At 70.4% G+C, this 16682-nt stretch carries 16 protein-coding genes; 12 read left to right on the forward strand and 4 right to left on the reverse strand.

Translation table 11 applies throughout. The annotated features are described in order from the left end of the window. The 3 genes from larE to VI480_RS12210 form a co-directional block, all read left to right on the forward strand. Positions 1-626 (forward strand): ATP-dependent sacrificial sulfur transferase LarE (gene larE, locus VI480_RS12200; RefSeq protein WP_323673125.1); only part of this gene is annotated, 626 nt, incomplete at its 5' end. After that, positions 623-1138, forward strand: coding sequence for a hypothetical protein (locus VI480_RS12205; RefSeq protein WP_323673126.1), 516 nt, complete (start codon positions 623-625; stop codon positions 1136-1138). The genes larE and VI480_RS12205, both read left to right, overlap by 4 nt. Beyond that, positions 1135-3480, forward strand: coding sequence for a [protein-PII] uridylyltransferase (locus tag VI480_RS12210; RefSeq protein ID WP_323673127.1), 2346 nt, complete (start codon positions 1135-1137; stop codon positions 3478-3480). Before VI480_RS12205 ends, VI480_RS12210 begins: the two co-directional genes overlap by 4 nt. Positions 3481-3514: 34 nt before the next feature. Here the strand turns inward: VI480_RS12210 and VI480_RS12215 are convergent, their stop codons facing one another. Beyond that, on the reverse strand, positions 3515-4378 hold the full coding sequence (locus VI480_RS12215) for a PAC2 family protein (protein ID WP_323673128.1): 864 nt from the start codon (positions 4376-4378) through the stop codon (positions 3515-3517). A 187-nt stretch (positions 4379-4565) separates the two neighbouring features. Here VI480_RS12215 and VI480_RS12220 point away from each other — a divergent pair, with 187 nt between their 5' ends. From VI480_RS12220 to VI480_RS12235, 4 genes are all read left to right on the forward strand, one after another. Then, positions 4566-5015, forward strand: a complete 450-nt coding sequence (locus tag VI480_RS12220; RefSeq protein WP_416246688.1) for a GNAT family N-acetyltransferase — start codon at positions 4566-4568, stop codon at positions 5013-5015. 54 nt (positions 5016-5069) lie between these two features. Then, a complete protein-coding gene (locus VI480_RS12225; protein WP_323673130.1) occupies positions 5070-5573 on the forward strand; it encodes a DoxX family protein in 504 nt (167 codons plus the stop codon). A 101-nt stretch (positions 5574-5674) separates the two neighbouring features. After that, positions 5675-6106, forward strand: coding sequence for a GtrA family protein (locus VI480_RS12230; RefSeq protein ID WP_323673131.1), 432 nt, complete (start codon positions 5675-5677; stop codon positions 6104-6106). Then, entirely contained in the window at positions 6103-6732 is a 630-nt protein-coding gene (locus VI480_RS12235; protein ID WP_323673132.1) for a class I SAM-dependent methyltransferase, read from the forward strand. The genes VI480_RS12230 and VI480_RS12235 overlap by 4 nt, the downstream gene beginning before the upstream one ends. Here the strand turns inward: VI480_RS12235 and VI480_RS12240 are convergent. Genes VI480_RS12240 through VI480_RS12250 form a run of 3 tightly spaced genes read right to left on the reverse strand, consistent with a single transcriptional unit; the run spans position 6713 to position 9859 of the window. Then, positions 6713-7738 (reverse strand): hypothetical protein, encoded by a 1026-nt coding sequence (locus VI480_RS12240; RefSeq protein ID WP_323673133.1) that lies wholly within the window; start codon positions 7736-7738, stop codon positions 6713-6715. The two genes, VI480_RS12235 and VI480_RS12240, sit on opposite strands and share 20 nt — an antisense overlap. After that, positions 7728-8510 (reverse strand): class I SAM-dependent methyltransferase, encoded by a 783-nt coding sequence (locus VI480_RS12245; RefSeq protein ID WP_323673134.1) that lies wholly within the window; start codon positions 8508-8510, stop codon positions 7728-7730. The genes VI480_RS12240 and VI480_RS12245 overlap by 11 nt, the downstream gene beginning before the upstream one ends. Beyond that, the gene (locus tag VI480_RS12250) at positions 8510-9859 is read right to left on the reverse strand and encodes a glycosyltransferase family 4 protein (protein ID WP_323673135.1); all 1350 of its coding nucleotides are present in this window, start codon (positions 9857-9859) and stop codon (positions 8510-8512) included. The genes VI480_RS12245 and VI480_RS12250 overlap by 1 nt, the downstream gene beginning before the upstream one ends. 171 nt (positions 9860-10030) lie before the next feature. On the opposite strand from VI480_RS12250, the gene hemE reads away from it, so the two are divergent. The 5 genes from hemE to VI480_RS15675 are packed head-to-tail and all read left to right on the forward strand — an operon-like array spanning position 10031 to position 16658. Next, positions 10031-11125 carry a uroporphyrinogen decarboxylase gene (gene hemE, locus VI480_RS12255; protein ID WP_323673136.1) on the forward strand — a complete coding sequence of 365 codons (1095 nt, stop codon included), beginning with the start codon at positions 10031-10033 and terminating at the stop codon, positions 11123-11125. A gap of 51 nt (positions 11126-11176) precedes the next feature. Then, positions 11177-12700 (forward strand): protoporphyrinogen oxidase, encoded by a 1524-nt coding sequence (hemG, locus tag VI480_RS12260; RefSeq protein WP_323673137.1) that lies wholly within the window; start codon positions 11177-11179, stop codon positions 12698-12700. Further along, a complete protein-coding gene (gene lnt / locus VI480_RS12265) occupies positions 12697-14151 on the forward strand; it encodes an apolipoprotein N-acyltransferase (protein WP_323673138.1) in 1455 nt (484 codons plus the stop codon). The genes hemG and lnt overlap by 4 nt, the downstream gene beginning before the upstream one ends. 49 nt (positions 14152-14200) lie before the next feature. Continuing rightward, positions 14201-16462 carry a HelD family protein gene (locus VI480_RS12270; protein ID WP_323673139.1) on the forward strand — a complete coding sequence of 754 codons (2262 nt, stop codon included), beginning with the start codon at positions 14201-14203 and terminating at the stop codon, positions 16460-16462. Continuing rightward, positions 16455-16658, forward strand: a complete 204-nt coding sequence (locus VI480_RS15675) for a CDGSH iron-sulfur domain-containing protein (RefSeq protein ID WP_416246689.1) — start codon at positions 16455-16457, stop codon at positions 16656-16658. The genes VI480_RS12270 and VI480_RS15675 overlap by 8 nt, the downstream gene beginning before the upstream one ends. Positions 16659-16682 lie beyond the last annotated feature (24 nt).

Raw genomic sequence — 16682 nt, forward strand, 5'->3', positions numbered from 1 at the left:
CGTGGCAGACCGTCGAGACCGATGAGATGACGCGCGCCGCGTATCGCGTGAACGATGCCGACCGGTGCTTCCACTGCAAGTCGGCGCTCATGGACCAGCTCGAGCCCCTGGCGGCAGAGCGGGGCGCGACGGTGGTGCTCGGCGTGAACCTGGACGACCTCGGCGACCACCGGCCGGGCCAGCACGCTGCACGAGACCGGGGGGCCCGCTTCCCGCTGGTGGAGGCGGGCTTCACCAAGGCCGATGTGAGGCGCCTCAGCGCTGAGCTCGGCTTGCGCACGTGGGACAAGCCGGCGGCCGCGTGCTTGGCCTCGCGGGTGCCCTATGGCACGCAGGTGACTGTGCCCTTGCTGGCACGGCTCGACCGGGCCGAAGCGGCACTGCGCCGGCTGGGCTTCGGCCAGCTGCGGGTGCGCGACTACGGCGACACGGCGCGCATCGAGTTGCCGCTCGATGATCTCGCCGAAGCAGTCCGGCGGCGCGAAGCCATCGTGGAAGCGATCAGCGGCGTCGGCTACCGCTATGTGACGCTCGACCTAGAAGGCTTCCGCTCCGGCAATCTCAACGGCGCTCTTGCGGACGGCAACTGCGTTGTTTCCGCCTCCGAAGCAGAGACCGGCGGATGAGCGTGACCGAGACAGGTGCCGATGCCCCTGCGGTGCCGCCCGACGCCTCGGTGCCGCGATCGGTGGACGAAGCGGCCGCGCTGCTGGCTGATGGGGCGATCGCTGCTCTGCCCGGATGGGTGGAGCGGTGCGTTGTGGAGGCGTGCGAGCGTGCTGGCGTGACCGCACAGGAGCTCGGCGAGCTGGCACAAGCGGCGGGCGAGCAGTGCGTCGCCGAGATTGGCCCGCCGTTACGCGACCTGCTGGCCACCGATGTCGACGAGCAGCAGACCACGCCGCTGAGCGTGCTGCGCGGCGCCGTGCGATTCCCGACCGAGGTGCTGGCCGACGGCGGTGTGCCAGCACTCGAGCGCGACGATTTCGACGCCTCCCGCTTTCCCGACGATCCCTACGGACTCACCCCGGCCTCGTTCGCCGACATCGAACCCGACCTCGGCCCGATGGGCATCGCTTGGGGAGCGGCGAAAGCGTTCGAAGTGCTGCAGCGCCGAAGAGCAGAGGGGCAGAGATGACGGCCTTCGGCGAGCGGCGGGCTGCCCTGATCCGAACGGCTGACGCAGCCGAGCTGCCGGCGGCGCTGTCTGCGCTGACCGACTCGTGGCTGGCTGAGCGCTTCGAGACGGAAGCTGCCGAGTGCGCGCCGGCGAGCGCGCCGGAGGACAGCGCAAACGGGGCAGGCACGGGCGTGGCGCTCGTGGCGGTCGGCGGGTACGGCCGCGGCGAGCTGTGCCCCGGCAGCGACATCGATCTCCTCCTGCTGCACGACGGCCGCGAGTCGCTGCTGGAGGGCCAGGGTGCACTCGGAGACAGCTTGCAGGGCGGCAACCTGGCCGATCGCCTGTGGTACCCGATCTGGGACGAGAAGCTGAAGCTGGGCCATGCCGTGCGATCGCTGTCCGACACGCTGGACTTGGCAGCCTCGGACATCGACACGGCAACGGCGCTGGTCGATGCCCGCCATCTCGCCGGCGACGATGCCCTGACAGCACGGCTCATCGAGGGAGTGAAGGCCGACTGGCGCGACAACGCATCGGGGCGGCTCGACGAGCTGCAGCGCGCCGTGAGCCGCCGGCATAGCCAGAGCGGCGAGGTGGCATTCCTGCTGGAACCCGATCTGAAGACCGGCCGCGGCGGGCTGCGCGACGCGCACGCGATCCGCTGGGCGCGGCTGGCGGGTGCCGAACTCCCGGCCGCGGACAGCGAACGCCTCGCCGAGGCCTACCAGACGCTGCTGCGGGCACGCGTGGAGCTGCATCGCACCACCGGCCTGCGCAGCGACGTGCTGTCGGCTGACGATCAAGACGCCGTGGCCGCGCGATCAGGCGCCATCGACGCCGATGCGTTCGTGGCCGAGATCGCACAGGCCGGGCGCATCATCGCCTTCCTGTCGGACCAGCTGTGGTCGAGCGTTGCCCGCCAGCACGCTGAGCTCGCAACCCCCGAGGTCGACATCGCCGGGCTGTCGGTGCGCGACGGCGAGCTGGTGATCGACGGCGACCCCGCCACCGATGTCGTGCTGGTGCTGCACGCAGCGGTGCAGTCGGCCCGCAGCGCAATGCCGATCAGCCGGGCCAGCCTCGACAAGCTGGCCGAGCGGCAGGCGAACTTCCCGGACCCGTGGCCCCACGGCGCACGAGCGCTCTTCGTCGAGCTGCTGAGCTGCGGGCACAAGGCCATCGACGTCATCGAGACGCTCGACTACTTCGACGTGTGGACGCGGGTGCTGCCCGAGTGGGCGCCCAACCGCAATCGTCCCCAGCGCTCCCGCTACCACCGCTTCACGGTGGACCGGCACCTGCTCGAGGCCGTCGCGACCGCAGCCCGCTTCACCCACCGGGTAGCACGCCCCGACCTGCTGGTGATGGGGGCGCTGCTGCATGACATCGGCAAGGGCTACCCCGGCGATCACACGCAGGCCGGCATGCGGCTGGCCGGCCCCATCGCCCGGCGCTGCGGCTGGAGCGCCGACGACGCCGACACGCTGGTGCGCCTCGTGCAGCACCACCTGCTGCTGACCGACGTCGCGACCCGGCGCGACCTCGACGACCCGCTCACCGTGGCCACGGTCGCCCGGGCCGCCCAGACGCCGGAGTTCCTGGAGCTGCTGGCCGTGATGACCGAGGCGGACTGCCTGGCTACCGGGCCGATGGCGTGGGGGGAGTGGACGTCGAACCTGGTGACCGCCCTGGTCGAGATGACCACCGAGCACATGAGCGGTGCGGATCAGGCATCGCCGGGCCACCGCCGACTGCTCACCGAAGAGGTCGTGGAGCTGATGGCGGCAGGCGATACGGCTCTGCGTGTGGACGACGATGTGCTGACCGTGGTGGCGCCCGACGAGCGCGGCCTGTTCAGCCGAGCCGCGGGCGTGCTGGCGCTGCGGGGCCTCGACGTGCTGCAAGCCGACGCCTACTCGAGCCCGGCGGGCATGGCAGTGTCATCATTCCGGATCGTGCCGCCCGACACGCCGGTGGACTGGGACAGGGTCATCTTCGACGTACGTCGGTCGCTGCGCGGGCACTTGGCGCTGGAGGCGCGCATCGCCGAGCGGGCGCGGGTGTACCGGCGGCGGCGGGCGCTGTCGGCGACACGGGCCGCCACGAGGGTCACGTTCGATGCCGAGTCGGCCACTGGGGCCACGATCGTGGAGGTCCGCACCGAGGACCACATCGGTGTGCTCTACAAGGTCACCCGGGTGCTGGCCGAGATGGGCCTCGACATCCGATCGGCCAAGATCCAGACGCTGGCGAACGAGGTGGTCGACTCGTTCTATGTGGTCGGCCCCGACGGGCCGGTCATCGACGAGTCACACCAACGAGAGGTGGAGCTGGCCCTGCGCCACGCCTTGTCGTAGGGCTGATCAGTCTGGTTCTTGCTGACGCAGCTGATCAATCTGGTTCCTGCTGACGCAGGAACTGCTCCAGCTCGTCGATGAGGCCGTCGGGGTTCTCGACCATCTCGCTGAAGTCCTCCACGGCTTCGGCGGCCGACTCCTCGAGGATCTGCTGCGCGTACTGGGCCAGCGTGTCGTCGCCGGCGACCAGCTCGTCGATCTGGCGGCCGTAGTTGGCTGCGGCGCTGTGCAGCTCGGACTCGCCCAGCGTCACACCCAGGAACTGCCCCACCCGCTCGGCAAGCGCCAACGCGGCCTTGGGCGAGGGGTAGTTGTGCACGTAGGTGGGCACGGTCGCCCAGAACGACACGCTGTCGAAGCCCGCCCGGTGGCAGGCGTCGTTCAGCACGCCGATGATGCCGGTGGGACCCTCGTAGGTGGACTGGCGAAGGCCCATGTTGAGGTTGAGGGCCGTGTTGTTGGATGCGCCCACCACGTTGACCGGTGCGTTGTGGTGGGTGTCGGTGAGCAGCGCGCCCAGCGTGACCACGGTGGAGACGCCCAGCGATTCGGCCATCTCGATGATGACGTCGCAGAAGGTGCGCCAGCGCAGCCGGGGTTCCACGCCGAGCACGGTGACCACGGGTCGTCCGTCGTCGACCTCGCCGATGCGCACGTCGGGCGTGGGCCAGTCGATCTTGCGCTCGCCGTCGGTGACCTGCACGCTGGGCCGCACCGAGGCGAAGTCGTAGAAGTACTCGGGGTCGATGTGGGCCACCGGGTGGCAGCGGAAACGTCGGCGCAGGTACTTGGCGGACTCGGTGGCCGCATCGCCGGCGTCGTTCCAACCCGAGAACGCTGCAATGAGGATGGTGTCCTTGCCGGGTTCGGGTCGCTCCAACCACTCAAGATGGCCCACGTCGGCGAGGCTAGCGGCACCCTGTTGCGGCCTCACCCTGCAATGGGGCGCGCCCGCTGCGGAGGCGGCAGGAGATTTTGCGACCAGCGATCCAGCAGGTCGCAACGTCGCAAAATCTCCTGCCGCCTCCGCAGCTATGGCATCTGTGCCTTTGGCCCACACCCTCTGCAAGTTCGGTGGTCGTACGATGCGCAGCGTGGCTGAGCCTGGTGTGGGGATTGAGGTGTGTGGGGTCGTCGACGACGAGCTGGTGGGTGCGTTCGCGCGGCTGCACCCGCAGCTGTCGTCGTCGCCGCCGCCTGACGCCGCGGCGCTGGAGCGCATCGTCGGTCACCCTGCCAACACGGTGCTGATCGCCCGCGACGGGGCAGACGAGATCGTCGGTGCGATGATTCTGGTGCTCTTCCCGCTGGCCAGCGGCCTGCGGGCTTGGATCGAAGATGTCGTCGTCGACGAGGCCGCACGTGGGCGCGGCATCGGCGCGGCGCTCAATCGGCGTGCCATCGAGATCGCCCGAGATGCCGGCGCGCGCACTGTTGATCTCACGTCCCGGCCGGACCGGGAGGCCGCCAACCGCCTGTATGCCCGGCTCGGTTTCAACCAGCGGAACACCAACGTCTACCGACTCGACCTGTAAGTACGGTTTGGGCGCGAGCGTCTCGCTGCGCCATCTTGAGGAGGCCCCAGAACCATGGATCCAGACAGCATCAACTTGGGCCTGTTCGTCCTGCGAGTGATCGTCGGCGTCACGCTGGCGCTCCATGGCATCGCCAAGTTCCGTGGCGGCATCCGTGGCGTCGGCAACTGGTTCGCCGCCGAGGGCCTGCGCCCGGGCCTGCTGCACGCCTACCTCGCCGCTCTCACCGAGATCGGCGCCGGCATCGGCTTGGCGCTCGGGCTGCTGACGCCCCTCAGCGCCATGGCGTTCATCGGCGTGATGACCACCGCCGGGTGGGTCGGCCACCGCAAGAACGGCTTCTTCATCATCCGTGAGGGCTGGGAGTACGTGTTCGTGCTGGCCGTGGCCGCGGCGGCCGTGGCGGCCACCGGTCCCGGTGACTGGTCGGTTGACAACGCGCTCGGCCTCGACTGGAGCGGGCCGGTCTGGTTCGTGGTCGCCATCGCCGGCGGGCTGGTGTCCACGCTGCTGCTGCTGGCCGCGTTCTACCGGCCGAACGCTCCATCGGAGCAGTGACCGCCTCGCTCCGCTTGCGACACGTCGCCAGAACCCCTCGCGTCCAGAGATCCGCGCAGCCGAGATCCCGGCAGTGAGATTGTCGTCATGAGGCGCAAGCTATGAGGTGGGGGTTCTTCGGACGGCTGGTCGGCTACAGCGCGGTGTCGGCCGGCACGGTGGTGGTGACCCAGTCGGTGCTCGTGGTGGCCTATGCGGTGCTGGACTGGCCCGCGGTCGTGGCCAACGTGGTCGCGGTGTGCGTGGCCGCCGGGCCTGCCTACTACGCCAACCGGCGATGGGTTTGGGCCCGCACCGACCGCCATTCGCTCACCGGAGAGATCCTGCCCTTCTGGGCCTACAGCCTCGCCGGGCTCGGCATCTCCACGGTGCTTGTCGGGTTGGCCGAGATGTGGTGGCAGTCGACCGTGGCCGTCTCGGCGGCGAATCTCATCGGCTTCGGCGTCCTGTGGGCGGGCAAGTTCATCCTGCTCGACCGGGTGCTGTTCGCTCGGCCCGAGGCCCCTGCCGGCTCAGCCTCTGAGGGGCCATGAACTCCGAGCTGGCGGCGCTGGCCCAGCGGGTGAAGGGCTTCATGCCCCACGACGAGGGCTTGGCGCTGTATCGGGCCGCTGCCGAAGTGGCCTCGCAGGGACCGCTCGTGGAGATCGGCTCGTACTGCGGCAAGTCGGCGCTGTACTTGGGCGCTGCTGCGGCGGAGTCCGGCGGGGTGCTGTTCACCATCGACCATCACCGTGGTTCCGAAGAGATGCAGGCAGGCTGGGAACATCACGACGCTGAGCTCGTCGTACCCAGCACCGGCCGCATGGATTCGCTGCCGATCCTGCGGCAAACGCTCATCGACGCCGGCCTCGAAGAGGTCGTCGTGGCCATCGTGGGCGACTCGGTCACGGTCGCGGCGCACTGGTCAAGCGCTGCCCTGGTGTTCATCGACGGCGCCCATGGGGAGGCGCCGGCCCATGCCGACTACGAGGCGTGGTCGCCGAAGGTGGTGCCGGGCGGCTTGCTGGCCATCCACGACGTGTTCCCGGATCCCGCCGACGGCGGCAGACCGCCGTACGAGATCTGGCTGCGAGCCCTCGACGACGGCTTCCTCGAGCACGGCGCTGTCGGCAGCCTGCGCGTGCTTCGCAGACCGGTCAGCCGGCAGGCGTCGTGATGAGCGCGCCGGCGGCCCCGGTGCGTTGGTCGAGCGCGTCGGTGGCGAGGAGCACGGCCGCAGCGGTGTAGCTGGAACGCTCGGCGTCGGGAAAGGTCCGGGACTTGGGCACGACCCAGCCGGTGTAGTAGCTGCCGTCGTCATTGCGCATTGCAGATGTGGCCTCGACGAGCCGGCGGGCAGTGGCGATGTCGCCGGTGCGCAGGTACGCGAGCGCGCACTCGCAGGTCTCTGCTGCGGTCACCCAGGCCTGGTCGGCCACGCAGCGCACGCCCTGAGGCAGCAGGAACTTCGGCGCGCCCGCGGCGAGATGGGCGCGGGCCTGCGCGCCTTCGAGCGCGCCGCACAGCACCGGGTAGTACCAGTCCATTGCCCAGCGGTCCTTGGGCTCGAACGAGTCCGGCCGGTGACGGATCAATCGCTCGATCTCGGTTGCGGCCCGCTTCCAGTCCGGACGTCGGCGTCCCAGCAGGCGTGCCAGGGCGACGCCGCAGCGCAGCGAGTGCGCGATCGACGACGATCCGGTGAGCAGGGCATACGGCCACGGTGTGCCGTTGGCGTGCACCGCCCACGGGATGTGGCCGCTGGATTTGCGCAGGCCGACCACGAAGTCGAGCGCCCGCTCGACGGTCGGCCACATCGCCTCGACGAAGCCGCGGTCACCGGTGGCCTGCCAGTGATGCCACACGCCGACCGCCACGTAGGCGCAGCAATTCGTGTCGATCTTCGGGTCCTTGATGCCGTCGGCGATGTAATAGTTGTGCCAGCTTCCCGCAGCGTGCTGGTTGGCGGTGAGCCAGTGATAGGCGGCCTCGGCGGCGAGGTGCCGGCCTGCCGACGCCAGCGCCATGGCGGCTTCCACGTGATTCCAGGGGTCGGCGTGGCCCCCGTCGAACCACAGGATGAGACCGTCGGGCTGCTGGCACGCCTCGATGGCGTCGGCCGTGGCAGCGATCTGTCCAGGCGTGAGCAGTGGCGCGGTGACAACTGCCGCTTCAGGCTGCATGTGCGGCTCCCACCGGTTCGGCTACGTGCTCGGCCGCCTCGTGCGCCCGGGCCTTGTAGGCGTACAGCACCGTCGATTTGGGCAGCAGGGCGTTGAGCAGGCGGTCGAGCGTGCGGGTCAGCGGCGGTGCCTCGGTCATGTCCCACACCAGCAGCCGGTGGTAGGCGCGCACCAGCGGGTGCTGGTCGTTGTGCGGCCCGACCAGGCAGCGCAGCCACCAGTAGGGCGTGTGCAGACCGTGCGCGCCGTGACTGTCGGAGACATACAGACCGGCCGCTGCCAGCTTCGCCCGCAGTTCGCCGGCGCTGTAGATGCGCACATGGCCGTCGGGCACCGCGGGTGCGTGGTAATCGGCCGACAGCGCCCAGCAGACCCGTTCGGCGGCTCGCGCCGGAACTGTCACCGCAATCGTGCCGCCGGGCTGCAGCACCCGTGCCAGCTCCGCGATGGCCCGCTCGTCGTCAACGATGTGCTCGAGCACTTCCGCGGCAATGATCCGGTCGAAGCTGGCGTCGGGGTACGGCAGTGCGGCGGCGTCGGCCACGACTGCGTGACCGAGCTGCTGGCCGGCCGACGATTCGATCTCGCCGGCGTCATCCATGGCCGCGAACATGTCGGTGACGGCGCGCAGTTCGTCGGGATCACGATCCGACGCCACGGTGACGCAGCCGCGCCGGGCGCTCTCGAAGGCGTGACGGCCCGCGCCGCAGCCCAGGTCCAGCACCCGGTCGCCGCGAACGGCGCCGAGACGCTCGTAGTCGACAGTGAGCATCAGCGCGTGGCACTCACCCGGAAGTCGCGCCTGCGCGGCGGCGCCGCTGGGGTGTCTGCCAGCAGCGCCCGGTACTGCTCGACGGTCTTGCGAGCCGTGGCAGCCCACGAATAGTTCGCCTTCACCCGCGCCCGTCCAGCCGCTCCCACGGTTGCCCGCAGATCGGGTTGAGCGAGCGCCCAGCCGATGCGGGCCGCCAGCGCCTCCGAGTCGCCGGGCGGCACCTGCAGGCAGGTCTCGCCGTCGGCGCCGGTGACCTCAGGCAGCGCGCCACCGGTGGTCGCCACCAGCGGCACGCCGCACGACATCGCTTCGACGGCAGGCAGCGAGAAGCCCTCATACAGCGATGGCACCACGGCCAGCTCGGCCTCGTTGTAGAGCTCCACGATGCGCTCGTCAGGCACGCCGCTCACGAACTCGACGCTGCCGGCCAGATCGAGCTGATCGATCAGCCGGCTCGCCGCCGAGTCGTTCTTGGGTCGCCCGATCACCACGAGGTGCAGCGACGGATCCTCGGTGCGCAGCTTGGCCAGCGCTTCGAGCAGGTAGGCGAGGCCCTTCATGGCCACGTCGGCGCTGGCGGTGGTCATGAGCCGGCCCGGCACCGGCGTCACCTGCGACAGGGGTCGGAACTGGGCCGGATCGACGCCGACCGTCACGATCCTCAGGCGGGCGGGATCCACGCCGAGGTCGGTCACGATGTCGTCGAAGCTGTTGGTGGACACAGTCACGATCCGGTCGAGGCGCCGCGCCACCCGGTTCTGCATGCGGGTGAAGGCATAGAAGCGCCGCATGGCGAGCCGCTTGCCGCGGGTCGGCGCGTGGGCGATCTCGAGCCGCCGGTCCACTGTGATCGGGTGATGGATCGTGCCGAGCGTGGGCATGCCGGCCCGCCGCAGCCAGTCGATGCCATAGCCGAGGCATTGGTTGTCATGCACCAGGTCGAAGTCGTCGATCCGGCCGCGCAGCGCCCGGAACGCTCGCAGGCTGAACGTCAGCGGCTCGGCGAACGAGGCCGTGCAGGTGATGAGCCACTCCAGCACGTCGATGGGCGAGCGGAACTCGGCCAGCTTGGGCACCCGGAACGGATCGGGCATGCGGTACAGGTCGAGGCTGGGCAGCTCGGTCAGCTTGATGCCGTCGTCGAGGTGCGGGTAGGGCGGCCCGCTGAATACCTCGACGCTGTGGCCGAGCGCCGACAGCTCCCGGGCCAGGTGGCGGACATAGATGCCTTGGCCGCCGACCCACGGATGACCGCGGTAGGTCAGCAGTGCGATGCGCAACGGCGGCCCGCTGTCAGCCGGCTCGTCGCCGGGCTGCATGTCTGCCGGCCCGGTGTCGGGGTCCATCGCAGCCTCCGTCGGAAAGCGAGAACCCGGCAGGCACCGGCCCGGCAGAGCCGGATCGAGCAGGCGAGCTCGTCAAGGTCGCGTGAGGCTACTTGCCAGCCTGCCGACGCGAACCGGACGCCCGCTCGGCAGCGGAGCATCCCGACCCGGTGCCGGTACCGTTCGCAGCGCATGGCTGAGTCAACTGCCGCGGCGCTGCCGGCGGATCATCCGATCCACCGGTTGGGCGACAGCCTGTACCTGCGGGCCGCCCGATGCCGGCGGACCGAGCAGGTACCAGTGTGGTTCCAGCGGCAGGCCGGGCGCTCGCTGCCCGAATACCGGGCGCTGCGAGGGCAGGGCAGCATTCTCGACGCCATCGCCGATCCGGCCACCGCCGCCGAGATCACCCTGCAGCCGGTACGCCGCTACGGGGTCGATGCGGCCGTGCTGTTCTCCGACATCGTGGTGCCGGCCGCCGCAGTCGGCTTCGGGATCGACGTGGTGCCCGGCGTGGGACCGGTGGCCGGACAGCCGCTGCGCAGCCGCGCTGATCTGGATCGGCTACCGGAGCTTGACGCTGAGGCGCATACCCCCTACGTGCTCGACACCGTCCGGTTGCTGGCGGCCGAGCTCGACGTGCCGCTCGTCGGCTTCGCCGGGGCGCCGTTCACGGTGGCGAGCTACCTGGTCGAAGGTGCACCTTCCCGCCAGCACCTGCGGACCAAGTCGCTCATGTACACCGACACGGCGCTGTGGCACGACCTCATGGAACGGCTGGCGTCCATTGCCGTGGCCTCGATGCGATCGCAGGTACTGGCAGGCGCCAGCGCCGTGCAGCTCTTCGACTCGTGGGCGGGCACGCTGTCGCCCGCCGACTATGCGGAGTTCGTGGCACCGCACAGCAGGCGGGTGTTCGACGAGCTGGCCGACCTGGGCGTGCCCCGGGCGCACTTCGGCGTTGGCACCGGGGAGCTGCTCGACCAGATGGCGCAGGTAGGCGCCGACGTGGTGGGCGTGGACTGGCGGGTACCGCTCGAGGTGGCTCGCGAGCGGGTCGGGCCCGGCGTCGCGCTGCAGGGCAACCTCGACCCGGCCCTGTGCGTGGCGGGATGGGATGCCGTGCGCCCCGCCGCCGACCGCATCCTGGCCGCGGGCACGACCGAGAACGGTTACATCTTCAACCTGGGCCACGGCGTGCTGCCCGAGACCGACCCCACGGTGCTCGAACGGCTCACGGACTATGTGCACGCATACCGGCGCCCGCTGCCCAAACAGCCCGACTGAGCGAGCGGTGGCCTGCATCGTGGCACCCCGCAGTCGTGGTGACCTGTAGGCATGACAACTCAGCGGGTTGTTGTGGTCGGCGGCGGCATCGCCGGGCTGACTGCTGCATACCGCTTGCTGCATCCCACCGGGGCGGGGGCCGAAGTGCCCCGTGTGGTGCTGATCGACAGCGCCGAGCGTCTGGGCGGCAAGATCCTGTCGACGCCGTTCGAAGGGCGGCTCGTCGACGAAGGCGCCGATGCGTTCCTGCTGCGGGTGCCCTGGGCGATCGAGCTCTGCGAGGAGCTGGGCATCTCGGCCGAGCGCATCTCGCCGGCCGTCGGCGGTGCTTCTGTGGCGCATCCCGGCAAGCGCGGCCCGCAGCTCACTGCTCTGCCCGATGGACTGATCGGCGGGGTGCCCACGCGCCTGGGGCCGCTCCTGCGTTCCCCTCTGCTCGACTCCGCAGGCAAGCTGCGCGCTGCAGCCGACTACGTCCTGCCGCGCCGCTTCACCGCACGCCGCCTCGATGCCGCCAGCGTGGGCGACATCGTGCGGGCCCGGCTGGGAGCAGCAGTGGCGTCGCAGGTTGTCGGCCCGCTGCTCGGCAGCATCAGCGCAGGTGACATCGGTCGGTTGGACGCCGCAACTTCGGCACCCATCCTCGGCCAGGCACTCCAGCGCAACCGCTCGCTCATGCGGGGTCTGCGCCGGATGCAACCAGCGCCTGCCGCAGGCGCACCCGCACCGATCTTCGGCAGCTTCGGCGTCGGGATGGGCCGGCTTGTCCAGGCGCTGACGGAGCGGCTGGACGGATGCCTCTTGCGGCTGGGCATTCCGGTGGAGGCAATCCGGCGTCCCGGCACGCGGTTCGCTGTGCATACCGGGTCTGAGGTGCTCGACGCAGACGCCGTCATCATCGCGGCACCCGCCCACGCAGCGACACAGATGCTGCCAGCTGCGCCCGACGCCGCGGCCGCCCTTGGGCTCATCGACTACGCATCGGTTGCCGTCGTGACGCTGAGCGTCCGCCCGGACGCCATCGATGCACCGCACGAGGCCGGATTCTTGGTCACTCGGAGTACCGGTTGGCTCACGACGGCCTGCAGCTACGGCTCGGCCAAGTGGCCCAACTGGGCTGCGGGTGGTGATCAACCCCCCGAGGGCGTTCCGCACCCCGCTGGCGACGGCGTCGGCGGCGATGGCGGCCACGACGGCAACCCGAACGTCGTGCTGCGCGTGTCGGTGGGCCGCGACAGCGACGACCGCCACACGCGCCTCGACGATGGCGAGCTGCGCGACACAGTGCTCGCCGAGTTGTCGAGCCTGCCGCCGCTGCGGGGCCTGTGCGACCCCACCGTCGTCGCTTCGTGGCGGGTCTCGCGCTGGCCCCATTCGCTGCCCCAGTACCGGCCGGGACACGGCCATCTCGTCGACCGCATCGAGGAGGCGCTGGCGCAGGAGATGCCCGGCGTGTTTGTGACCGGGGCTGCCTACCGGGGCCTCGGCATTCCCGCCTGCATCCGGCAGGGCAACGAGGCGGCCGAGAGGGCCACAGCGCACCTCGCCTCAGCAAGCGCCACCGCTTCGCCGTGAACCGGTTGCTGCGCGGCGGCCTTGCGCTCGTGCTCGGAGCGCTCACCATGCTGTCGCTGCCGCCATGGGGGCTCTGGCCGCTCGGACCCGTCGGCATCGGCTTGTGGCTGCACTTCTGCAACCGGGGAGCGCGGCGCTGGCGCGACCGGGTCGAGGTGGCCGCGGCCTTCTGGCTGGGCGCCTACCTGCTCGGGCTGTTCTGGATGACCGAGCTGACCGTGCCGGGATGGATCGCGGCAGTGCCGGTCGAGACGCTCATCATGGCGCTGCCGCTGTCGCTCGTTCCGGCCAGCGGCCGATGGCGCGCGCTCGGCGTGCCTGCCGCGCTGGTCCTGGGCGAAGCGGTGCGCTGGCAGGTGCCCTTCGGCGGCGTGCCTATGTCGAATCTCGCGCTGGGCCAGGTCAGCGGGCCGTGGCTGGGCACCGCGGTGCTTGCAGGCCCGCTGGGGGTGATCGCGCTCGTGGGCGTGGGTGCAGTCATCGTCGAGCGGCTCTGCGCGCGCGAGTGGTGCGCCGTCTCCTGGCCGGCGGTGGCGGCCATCGCCGCGCCCATTGCGGCGCTGGCGTGGCCCGCCACCACTGTGGACGCCACCGTCACGGCGGCCGTCGTGCAGGCCGGCGGCGAACTGGGTACCAACGTCGACACGCCACAGCGCAGCGTGCGGCTGCGCCACCTCGACACCACCAACGCCTGGCAGGGCAGCACCGATCTCATGGTGTGGAGCGAGAGCAGCACGTCTGCCGACGGCCCGCTGGAGGCCTCCGACAACCTGGCCGAGTTGGAGGCGCTAGCCGGGTGGCGCGACACCGTCCTGATAGCCAACTTCTACGAGCGGGCAGTTGATGCCGAGCGGTTCCGCAACGCCACCGTCGCCATCAACCCCGAAACCGGTCTGGCAGATCGCTACGACAAGTCCCACCTGGTGCCCTTCGGCGAATACGTGCCGCTGCGCAGCGTGGTGGAACCGTTCGCCGACCTGTCGCTGATCTCCCGCGAAGCCATCGCCGGCGAGGGCCCCGGCGTGCTGGCGACCTCGCTGGGCGACATCGCCGTCGTCACTTCCTACGAGGTGTACTTCAGCGAACTCGTGCGCGCCGGGGTCCAGGCGGGAGGCCGCATCGTCGCGAACCCCACGCTGGCGTCGTCGTACAGCACCTCGGTGGTGCCCTCTCAGTCGCTCGCCAGTGCCCGGCTGCGGGCGGTCGAGACTGGGCGCTGGGTTCTGCAGGCATCCGCCACCGGCTACAGCGCCGTGGTGTCGCCCGACGGCGAGGTCACTCACCGCAGCGAGCTGCGCGAATCCATCGTGCTGGCCGGCGAGGTCGAGCTTCGCTCAGGCAACACCCCGGCACTGGCGCTGGGCTCCTGGCCGCTGATCGTGGCAGCCGCCGTGGTGCTCGCCTGGTGCGTTTCGACAGTCCGCAAGCGCAGAACCCGTGCGGAGGGGTGACGAGCCGCGAGTAGCCTTGATCAGCCTCAAAAGCGGTGACGAGCCAAGCGTGAGCCATCCGGAAATCCAGGCAGAACAAGCTCATATCGACCGTGCATACGCGCTGCTGGAGACGTCCCGGCAGCGGGTGACGCGGCTGCGCGACATGGTCGAGGTGGGTCGTGGCGGCACACGGCAGGCCCGCTTCGAACGCGACGTCATCGAAGATGCCGTTGCAGGGCGCCTGAGCCAGCTGGAGCTCGGCTCGTCGTCGCTGGTATTCGGCCGCATCGACCGGTCCGAGCGGCCGAGCGGCGACGACGACAAGTCCGACGGCAGTCCCGATGGCAATGGCGCCAGCGAGACCTTCTACATCGGCAGGCTTGCTGTGGCCGACGAGCGCCAGGAGCCGGTGGTGGTGGACTGGCGGGCCCCGATCGCCGAGCCGTTCTTCCGGGCCACCGGTGGCGACCCGCTCGGCCTGCTGCGCCGGCGGCACTTCGTGTGCCGTGGCCGCGTGCTTGCCGACCTCGAAGACGAGTTCTTCGACCTCGATGCGCTCGACGGCGAGAGCGGCGACGGCGACGGCCATCGCTCCCGGCTGAACGCCCACGGGGCGCTGTACGCCGCGCTCGAACAGCGTCGCGACGGCCAGCTGCGCCAGGTGGTGGCCACGATCCAGGCCGAGCAGGACGAGATCATCCGCAGCCCGCGCAAGGGCATCTTGGTCACCCAAGGCGGTCCGGGCACCGGCAAGACCATCGTGGCGCTGCACCGCGCCGCGTACTTGCTGTACACGTACCGGTTCCCGCTGGCCGGGCAGGGCGTGCTCGTGGTGGGTCCCAACCGGCTCTTCCTGCGCTACGTGGAACGGGTGCTGCCCAGCCTGGGCGAGGCCGGTGTTCACCTGTTCGTGCTGGCCGACCTGTTCAACGAGATCTTCCCCGACGTGCGGGTGCGCCTGGCCGACACGGCTGACGTGGCGCGCGTCAAGGGCGATGTCCGCATGTCGCAGGTGGTGAAGAACGCCGTGCGCGACCGGCAGCGCCCGCTGCGCGGCGATCTGCGTCTCGACTTCGGCTTGGGGTACGTCACGCTGGCGGCAAGCACGTCGCGGGCCATCGTGGCCGAGGCCCGCCGCCGTTTCCGCCATCACAACGCGGGCCGGGCGTACGTGGAGCAGGCGGTGTATGCGGCCATGTCGGCCTCACACCGCCGCCGCCCCGAGCCGTCCAAGCTGCGCGAACGGTTCTCGCGTCATCCCGATGTGATGGAGGCGTTCGAGCGCATGTGGCCGCTGCTGACGCCCGCGCAGCTCCTGCGCGACCTCTACGGCTCGCGTGCGCTGCTGCGGTCGGCGGCCGACGGGGCGCTGGCAGATGCCGAGACGGAGCAGCTGTACCGCCCCCGGGGCGACAGCGAGGCCGACTACGAGTGGAGCGACGCCGACGTGCCCGTGCTCGACGAGGCCTACGCCGTGCTGGGGCCCCGGTCGCGCTCGCGCAGGCGCCGCAGCGACACCGAGATGCGCACCTACGGCCACATCGTGGTCGACGAATGCCAGGACCAGCCGCCGATGGCGCTGCGCATGATCGCCCGGCGTTCGCTGAACGGCTCGATGACGCTGGTCGGCGACATCGCCCAGGCCACCTCCGCGCATGCACCGTCGAGCTGGCACGAGATTCTGGCCCACCTGCCGTCGGGGCCCGTTGCGCCACGGCTGTCCGAGCTCACGCTGAGCTACCGGATCCCCCAGCCCAGCCTTGAGCTGGCCAACCAGGTGCTCGCCGCGGCTGCACCCGGCTTGGCCCCGCCCGCCGCGGTGCGCATCGACGGCTCGCCGCCCCGTTTCGTGACGGCACCCGAAGATGTAGCCCAGGCGGTGCTGGACACGGTGGTGTTCGAGGCGGCCGAGCTGGACGGCGGGAGCATGCTGGTGGTATCGCCAGCCGAGTGCATGGACGACATTGCCGAGCTGCTTGCCTCTGCCGGCGTGGACTTCGGCCGTGCCACTGCGGCGAGCCGCAACGCCACCGGAGCGCTGCATCCGCATGTGACCCTGGCGCCGGTGCGGCTGTGCAAGGGGCTGGAAACCGACGGTGTGGTGGTGGTGGAGCCGGCTGCGATGGTGGACGAGGAGCCGCAGGGCCTGCGGGCGTTGTACGTGGCGCTGACCCGCGCCACCAAGCGGGTCGCAGTGGTGTCGTCGCGGCCGCTGCCTGAGCCGCTCCATTCGGCTGCTGCGTCATGCGGCGCTGGGGCGTGCAACACTGGCCGCACTGCCGCTCACGCCGCTGCGGCAGAGGCGAGCTCGGGAGAATCGCATGGCTGATGTCACGGTGACAGTGCTGGACAATGGACCGCTGCTGGTGCGTGGTCCGTGCCAGGTATCGGACCACGAAGGGAACACGCTGTCCGACGGCGATGCGGTTGTTGCGCTTTGTCGGTGTGGTGAGTCGAATACCAAGCCGATGTGTGATGGCAGTCATAACCAGGGGTTCGACGGGACGCTGAACCCGCCTAGCTAGTTGCTGCTCCTACTGGGTCGGGCA

The sequence above is a fragment of the Candidatus Poriferisodalis multihospitum genome (assembly GCF_028283155.1).
Taxonomy (GTDB): Bacteria; Actinomycetota; Acidimicrobiia; order Acidimicrobiales; family Poriferisodalaceae; genus Poriferisodalis; species Poriferisodalis multihospitum.